Origin of the sequence: Streptomyces sp. 8K308, from assembly GCF_004348315.1 — a bacterium.
GTDB lineage: Bacteria > Actinomycetota > Actinomycetes > Streptomycetales > Streptomycetaceae > Streptomyces.
In genome coordinates, this window is the sequence record NZ_SMKC01000352.1 from 1 (window position 1) to 7208 (window position 7208).

Below are 7208 nucleotides of genomic sequence, written 5' to 3' on the forward strand. Positions count from 1 at the left end.
TCCCAGCGAGTAGAGCTCACCCTGCTGCCCATCGGCGCCCGCCCAGGCGCGGACGAGCCGGTCGGCGGCTGCGGGGCGGGCTGCGGCTGCGGGGGGGACGGCGATTTCGATGGGGCGTTCAACGCCGACCACGAGTACGACCCGCTGGAGTGCGGCCTCGACCCCGACCTCGCCGAGCTGATCGCCGCCGGCGGGCTCGACCCCGTCCAGGTCGAGGACATCGCCCACCTGGCCGTCGAGGAGGACCTGGACAACGGCGTCGACGTCACCACCGTCGCCACCATCCCCGAGGACGCCGTCGCCACCGCCGACTTCACCGCCCGCGAGGCCGGCACCGTGGCCGGGCTGCACGTCGTCGAGGCAGTGCTCTCCGTCGTCTGCACCGACGAGTTCGAGGTCGAGCGGCACGTCGCCGACGGCGACCGGGTGGCCGCCGGGCAGGTGCTGCTCACCGTCACCGCCCGCACCCGCGACCTGCTCACGGGCGAGCGCAGCGCGCTCAACCTGCTCTGCCGGCTCTCCGGTATCGCCACCGCGACCCGCGCCTGGGCCGACGCGCTCGCCGGCACCGGGGCCCGGGTCCGCGACACCCGCAAGACCACTCCAGGGCTGCGCGCCCTGGAGAAGTACGCGGTGCGCTGCGGCGGCGGCGTCAACCACCGTATGTCGCTCTCGGACGCCGCGCTGGTCAAGGACAACCACGTGATCGCGGCGGGCGGCGTCGCCGAGGCCTTCCGCCGGGTCCGCGAGGAGTTCCCCGGTGTGCCGGTGGAGGTCGAGGTCGACCGGCTCGACCAGCTCGAGCCCGTCATCGCCGAGGGCGCCGACCTGATCCTGCTCGACAACCTGACCCCCGAGGAGACGGCGGAGGCCGTGCGGATCGTCGCCGGCCGCGCCACCCTTGAGTCCTCGGGGCGGCTCACCCTGGCGAACGCCAGGGCCTACGCGGAGGCCGGCGTCGACTACCTGGCGGTCGGCGCGCTCACCCACTCGTCGCCGATCCTGGACATCGGGCTCGACCTGCGCGCGGAGGGGCGCGACTGACGATGCTGCTCACTATCGACGTCGGCAACACGCACACGGTGCTCGGCCTCTTCGACGGAGAGGAGATCGTGGAGCACTGGCGCATCTCCACGGACTCCCGGCGCACCGCGGACGAGCTCGCGGTGCTGCTCCAAGGGCTCATGGGCATGCACCCGCTGCTCGGCGAGGAGCTGGGCGATGGCATCGACGGCATCTCGATCTGCTCGACGGTGCCCTCCGTGCTGCACGAGCTGCGCGAGGTGACCAGGCGGTACTACGGGGACATCCCCGCGGTCCTGGTGGAGCCGGGCGTCAAGACCGGGGTGCCGATCCTCACGGACAACCCCAAGGAGGTCGGCGCCGACCGGATCATCAACGCGGTCGCGGCGGTCGAGCTCTACGGCGGCCCCTGCATCGTGGTGGACTTCGGCACCGCGACCACGTACGACGCCGTCTCGGCGCGCGGCGAGTACGCCGGCGGGGCGATCGCGCCCGGCATCGAGATCTCGGTCGAGGCCCTGGGCATGCGCGGCGCGCAGCTGCGCAAGGTGGAGCTGGCCAGGCCACGGCACGTGATCGGCAAGAACACGGTGGAGTCGATGCAGTCCGGCATCCTGTACGGCTTTGCCGGCCAGGTGGACGGCATGGTGGAGCGGATGTCGCGGGAGCTGGCCGACGACCCGGACGACGTGACGGTGATCGCCACCGGCGGTCTCGCGCCGATGGTGCTGCGCGAGTCGACCGTCATCGACGAGCACGAGCCCTGGCTCACGCTCGTGGGCCTGCGCCTGGTCTACGAGCGGAACGTCTCGCGCGGCTGAAGCGGCCGAAGCGGCTGAACACGCCGGGGTGGCCGAGGTTCGCTGCAAATTGTCTGTTTACCACTTAATGTCGGTTTATGGTTACGTCCCAGGGTTCCCAGGGTTCCCCCACCCCCAGCGGTGAAGGGGAAGAGACCGGCAAGCGGCAGCAGCAGCGCCGTCCCTCGACGTCCCGGCCGATTCCCACCCCGGCGGAGGTCTTCCCGCCGCGTCGCAAGCGCCGGCCGGCGCCGTCACCGCCCCAGGAGCCGGGCGAGCGCGAGGAGGGGCGTGAGGGGGACGAGGGAGGCGACCGTCAGGCGGGTCGGTAGGCTGTGTGGCGGCCCGCGGCGCACATTCCGTGGGTGAGTCCAAGGGAGGTCCGCTGTGGACTACATCGCCGCACTCTTTCCCCCGACCGTGATGGCTGTCGCCTTCGCCGCGCTGATCGTGACGATCGTGCGGTCCCAGGGTGGGGCCAACAAGTACAAGGAGGACGCGGCCGTGGACGCGGCGATCGCCGCCCGCGAGAGCGGCAAGCCGGTCGACCCGAGCTGACCCCGCCGCTCTCCGCCGCTTCCCTCCGCCTCCTCGCGCCCGCCCGCTCCCGCGCACGCCCCGAACGCCGCATCCGCCCCTTTTGCCTCCCCGCGGCTATTCTTCATCCTGTGCCTCGACCACTGGGAGAGCTGGAAGACGCGGTGATGAGCCGGGTATGGGAGTGGAACCGGCCCGTCACCGTGCGAGAAGTTCTCGAGGATCTGCGCCGCGAGCGTTCGATCGCCTATACGACGGTGATGACCGTTCTCGACAACCTGCACCAGAAGGGCTGGGTGCGCCGCGAGCAGGAGGGTCGCGCCTATCGCTATGAGGCGATCTCCACTCGGGCGGCCTACTCGGCCGCTTTGATGAATGATGCATGGGCCGAGAGTGACAACGCGGCCGCCGCCCTCGTGGCTTTCTTCGGCATGATGTCCGCCGAGCAGACGGAGGCTTTGCGTGACGCCCTGCGTGTGGTCGATGTCGCGGGAGTGACGCTCACCGCCAGGGATGAGCCGGCCGGGTCCGCGGGCGCGGTATCGCGTGGCGAGGGTCGGCAAGGGGAAGCTCCCGAAGGCGAAGCTCCCGATCGCGAAGCCGCCGAAGACGAAGCCCCCGAAGGCGAAGGGGAAGGCGCTCGGCGATAGCCTCCGCTTGTGCGGGAAACCCCAACAGAAGTCACTGTCCGCCGTGCCAGGACTACGGATGTCCGCTCGGTGCGCCGTCTCATCGACGTCTACTCGCGGGAACGGATCCTGCTCGACAAGGCCACGGTCACCCTTTACGAGGACATTCAGGAGTTCTGGGTGGCCGAGCGTGACCTGGACGGCGAGGTGGTGGCCTGTGGTGCGCTCCACGTGATGTGGGAGGACCTGGCCGAGGTGCGCACGCTGGCCGTGGATCCCCAGCTGAGGGGGCACGGAGTGGGCCACCGGGTGCTGGAGAAGTTGCTGGGGACCGCCCGCTGGCTCGGGGTGCGTCGCATTTTCTGTCTGACCTTCGAAGTGGAGTTCTTCAGTCGACACGGGTTCATCGAGATCGGTGACGCTCCCGTGGATGGGGACGTCTACAGCGAGCTGCTGCGTTCCTATGACGAGGGTGTCGCCGAGTTCCTGGGGCTTGAACGCGTGAAGCCCAACACATTGGGTAACAGGCGGATGCTGCTGCATCTCTGATTCTCGACTCCCGATGACGCTTCGATGACGGTTATGTCCGAATCGTCCCATCGTGTCTTATCAGATGCGATGTAATCACGAGCCCAGGGTTTGTGTTTTCTCGGGAATGGCGGTTTGATTACACGGCAGTACCCTATTGGTATTCGGCGACTATGAATGAGGAGTAGCCCGGTGGCACAGAAGGTTCAGGTCCTTCTCCTCGATGACCTCAGTGGCGGCGAGGCGGACGAGACGGTTACGTTCGCGCTGGACGGCAAGACTTACGAGATCGACCTCAACACGGATAACGCGGAGAAGCTTCGCGACGCCCTTGAGCCCTATGTGAAGGCGGGTCGTCGGGCCGGCGGCGCCAGGGCGGCGCGCGGTCGCGGTCGGGCCGCGGTGGCTCCCGGTGCGGGCTCGAGCAGCCAGGACACCGCGAAAATCCGCGCGTGGGCCAAGGAGAACGGATACGAGGTCAATGACCGCGGTCGCGTGCCCGCCAACATTCGCGAGGCATACGAGAAGGCGGGCGTCTGATCCCGCGGGGCTCGCAGTGGCCCTCTCCCCGGCCGGAGGCCGGGAGGCGCGGCCGAACCGGCTCTCCTCTCCGGGGGGTCGCCCGTGACCGGGCGACCCCCCGAGGCGCACCCGGGCCCGGCCACGCCGGCGGTCACCCTCCGTCGAGGTACCGCCGCTCGGGGTGTTCGCGTTCGCCCGTAGCGGATGTCGGTGGCTGTCCGGGCATGGAGTGTCAGCCTGGAGGGGTAGGCAGTTCCTGACGGATGATGGGCACTCTCCTGGATGAGGGGGGCGGTGGTGGTGGGTCCGGGTGCGTTCCTCAGCGGCGTTCGCCGACGGCGTAGTCCTCTGGGGTGCCAATCCTTGGCCCACGGGAACATCGTCTCGCACCATCGGGTTGGAACTGTTGTCGCCTGTTCGGGGCACGGCGCCGGGGACAGGAGCACACAGTTGGAATGAGCGGTCCCCCGTTGCGGGACTAAGCTGCGGAAGGACAGGGAGGGGACCGACCCCTTTACTGCCTGACCGCTCTGAGGAGCGATTAACGATGTTCGAGAGGTTCACCGACCGTGCGCGGCGGGTTGTCGTCCTGGCTCAGGAAGAGGCCCGGATGCTCAACCACAACTACATCGGCACCGAGCACATCCTCCTGGGCCTGATCCACGAGGGTGAGGGTGTCGCCGCTAAGGCCCTGGAGAGCCTCGGGATCTCGCTTGAGGCGGTCCGCCAGCAGGTGGAGGAGATCATCGGCCAGGGCCAGCAGGCCCCGTCCGGGCACATCCCCTTCACGCCCCGGGCCAAGAAGGTCCTGGAGCTTTCGCTGCGTGAGGCGCTCCAGCTCGGCCACAACTACATCGGCACCGAGCACATCCTGCTCGGCCTGATCCGCGAGGGCGAGGGCGTCGCCGCCCAGGTCCTCGTGAAGCTGGGCGCCGATCTGAACCGGGTGCGGCAGCAGGTCATCCAGCTGCTCTCCGGTTACTCGGGCGGCAAGGAGGCCGCCACCGCCGGCGCGCCGTCCGAGGGCACGCCGTCCACCTCCCTCGTCCTCGACCAGTTCGGCCGGAACCTCACCCAGGCCGCCCGCGAGTCCAAGCTCGACCCGGTCATCGGGCGCGAGAAGGAGATCGAGCGGGTCATGCAGGTGCTGTCCCGCCGCACCAAGAACAACCCGGTCCTCATCGGCGAGCCCGGCGTCGGCAAGACGGCAGTCGTCGAGGGCCTGGCCCAGGCCATCGTCAAGGGCGAGGTGCCCGAGACCCTGAAGGACAAGCACCTCTACACCCTGGACCTCGGCGCCCTGGTCGCCGGCTCCCGGTACCGCGGTGACTTCGAGGAGCGCCTGAAGAAGGTGCTCAAGGAGATCCGCACCCGCGGCGACATCATCCTGTTCATCGACGAGCTGCACACCCTGGTGGGTGCGGGCGCCGCCGAGGGCGCGATCGACGCCGCCAGCATCCTCAAGCCGATGCTGGCCCGTGGCGAGCTGCAGACCATCGGCGCGACCACGCTGGACGAGTACCGCAAGTACCTGGAGAAGGACGCGGCCCTGGAGCGCCGCTTCCAGCCCATCCAGGTCGCGGAGCCGTCGCTGCCGCACACCATCGAGATCCTCAAGGGCCTGCGCGACCGGTACGAGGCGCACCACCGCGTCTCGATCACCGACTCGGCCCTGGTCGCCGCGGCCCAGCTGGCCGACCGGTACATCTCGGACCGCTTCCTGCCGGACAAGGCCATCGACCTGATCGACGAGGCCGGCTCCCGGATGCGGATCCGCCGGATGACCGCGCCGCCGGACCTGCGCGAGTTCGACGAGAAGATCGCCAGCGTGCGCCGCGAGAAGGAGTCCGCGATCGACTCGCAGGACTTCGAGAAGGCCGCCTCGCTGCGGGACAACGAGAAGCAGCTCCTGACCGCCAAGGCGCAGCGCGAGAAGGAGTGGAAGTCCGGCGACATGGACGTCGTCGCCGAGGTGGACGAGGAGCTGATCGCCGAGGTCCTGGCGGCCTCGACCGGCATCCCCGTCTTCAAGCTGACCGAGGAGGAGTCCTCGCGCCTGCTCCGCATGGAGGACGAGCTGCACAAGCGCGTCATCGGCCAGGAGGACGCCATCAAGGCGCTTTCGCAGGCCATCCGGCGGACCCGCGCCGGCCTGAAGGACCCCAAGCGCCCCGGTGGCTCGTTCATCTTCGCCGGCCCGTCCGGCGTGGGTAAGACCGAGCTGTCCAAGACGCTGGCGGAGTTCCTCTTCGGCGACGAGGACGCGCTGATCTCCCTCGACATGTCGGAGTTCGGCGAGAAGCACACCGTCTCCCGGCTCTTCGGCTCCCCGCCCGGCTACGTCGGGTACGAGGAAGGGGGCCAGCTGACCGAGAAGGTGCGCCGGAAGCCGTTCTCCGTGGTCCTCTTCGACGAGGTCGAGAAGGCCCACCCGGACATCTTCAACTCGCTGCTGCAGATCCTGGAGGACGGTCGCCTGACCGACTCCCAGGGCCGGGTCGTGGACTTCAAGAACACGGTCATCATCATGACGACCAACCTCGGCACCCGGGACATCTCCAAGGGCTTCAACATGGGGTTCGCGGTGGCCGGCGACGTCGCCACCGGGTACGACCGGATGAAGGCCAAGGTCAACGACGAGCTGAAGCAGCACTTCCGGCCGGAGTTCCTGAACCGTGTCGACGACACGGTGGTCTTCCACCAGCTGACGCAGGACGACATCATCAAGATCGTCGACCTGATGATCGCCCAGGTGGACGACCGGCTGAAGGACCGGGACATGGGCATCGAGCTGTCGACGGAGGCCAAGCTGCTGCTGGCCAAGCGCGGCTACGACCCGGTGCTCGGCGCCCGGCCGCTGCGGCGGACGATCCAGCGGGACATCGAGGACGTGCTGTCCGAGAAGATCCTCTTCGGCGAGCTGCGGCCCGGCCACATCGTGGTCGTCGACACCGAGGGCGAGGGTGCGGACAAGGTCTTCACCTTCCGGGGCGAGGAGAAGTCCTCCCTCCCGGACGTCCCCCCGGTCGAGCAGGCGGCCAAGGGCGGCCCGAACCTCTCCAAGGAGTGACCTGACCGCTTCCGCCAGCCAGGCGGTGATCGGCGCCCCCGCCACCCTCGAAAAAGGGCGGCGGGGGCGCCGCCGTGTGTGGGGCGCGTCGCTCAGTAG

The 7208-nt window shown here is 69.0% G+C and carries 7 protein-coding genes; all 7 read left to right on the forward strand.

Annotated features, from left to right (window positions below):
• Window positions 1–21: 21 nt before the first annotated feature.
• The 7 genes from nadC (at window position 22) to E1265_RS30845 (ending at window position 7109) form a co-directional block, all read left to right on the forward strand.
• Window positions 22–1044, forward strand: a complete 1023-nt coding sequence (nadC, locus tag E1265_RS30820) for a carboxylating nicotinate-nucleotide diphosphorylase (protein ID WP_132934271.1) — start codon at window positions 22–24, stop codon at window positions 1042–1044.
• Between the two features lie 2 nt (window positions 1045–1046).
• A complete protein-coding gene (locus E1265_RS30825) occupies window positions 1047–1844 on the forward strand; it encodes a type III pantothenate kinase (protein ID WP_132934266.1) in 798 nt (265 codons plus the stop codon).
• A gap of 366 nt (window positions 1845–2210) precedes the next feature.
• Entirely contained in the window at window positions 2211–2381 is a 171-nt protein-coding gene (locus E1265_RS37445; protein WP_165953938.1) for a hypothetical protein, read from the forward strand.
• 110 nt (window positions 2382–2491) lie between these two features.
• Entirely contained in the window at window positions 2492–3010 is a 519-nt protein-coding gene (locus E1265_RS30830) for a BlaI/MecI/CopY family transcriptional regulator (protein WP_132934267.1), read from the forward strand.
• Between the two features lie 9 nt (window positions 3011–3019).
• On the forward strand, window positions 3020–3538 hold the full coding sequence (locus tag E1265_RS30835) for an amino-acid N-acetyltransferase (RefSeq protein ID WP_132934268.1): 519 nt from the start codon (window positions 3020–3022) through the stop codon (window positions 3536–3538).
• Window positions 3539–3709: 171 nt separating this feature from the next.
• Window positions 3710–4057, forward strand: coding sequence for an Lsr2 family protein (locus E1265_RS30840; RefSeq protein WP_132934269.1), 348 nt, complete (start codon window positions 3710–3712; stop codon window positions 4055–4057).
• Window positions 4058–4586: 529 nt separating this feature from the next.
• Window positions 4587–7109, forward strand: coding sequence for an ATP-dependent Clp protease ATP-binding subunit (locus E1265_RS30845; protein ID WP_132934270.1), 2523 nt, complete (start codon window positions 4587–4589; stop codon window positions 7107–7109).
• Window positions 7110–7208: the final 99 nt, after the last annotated feature.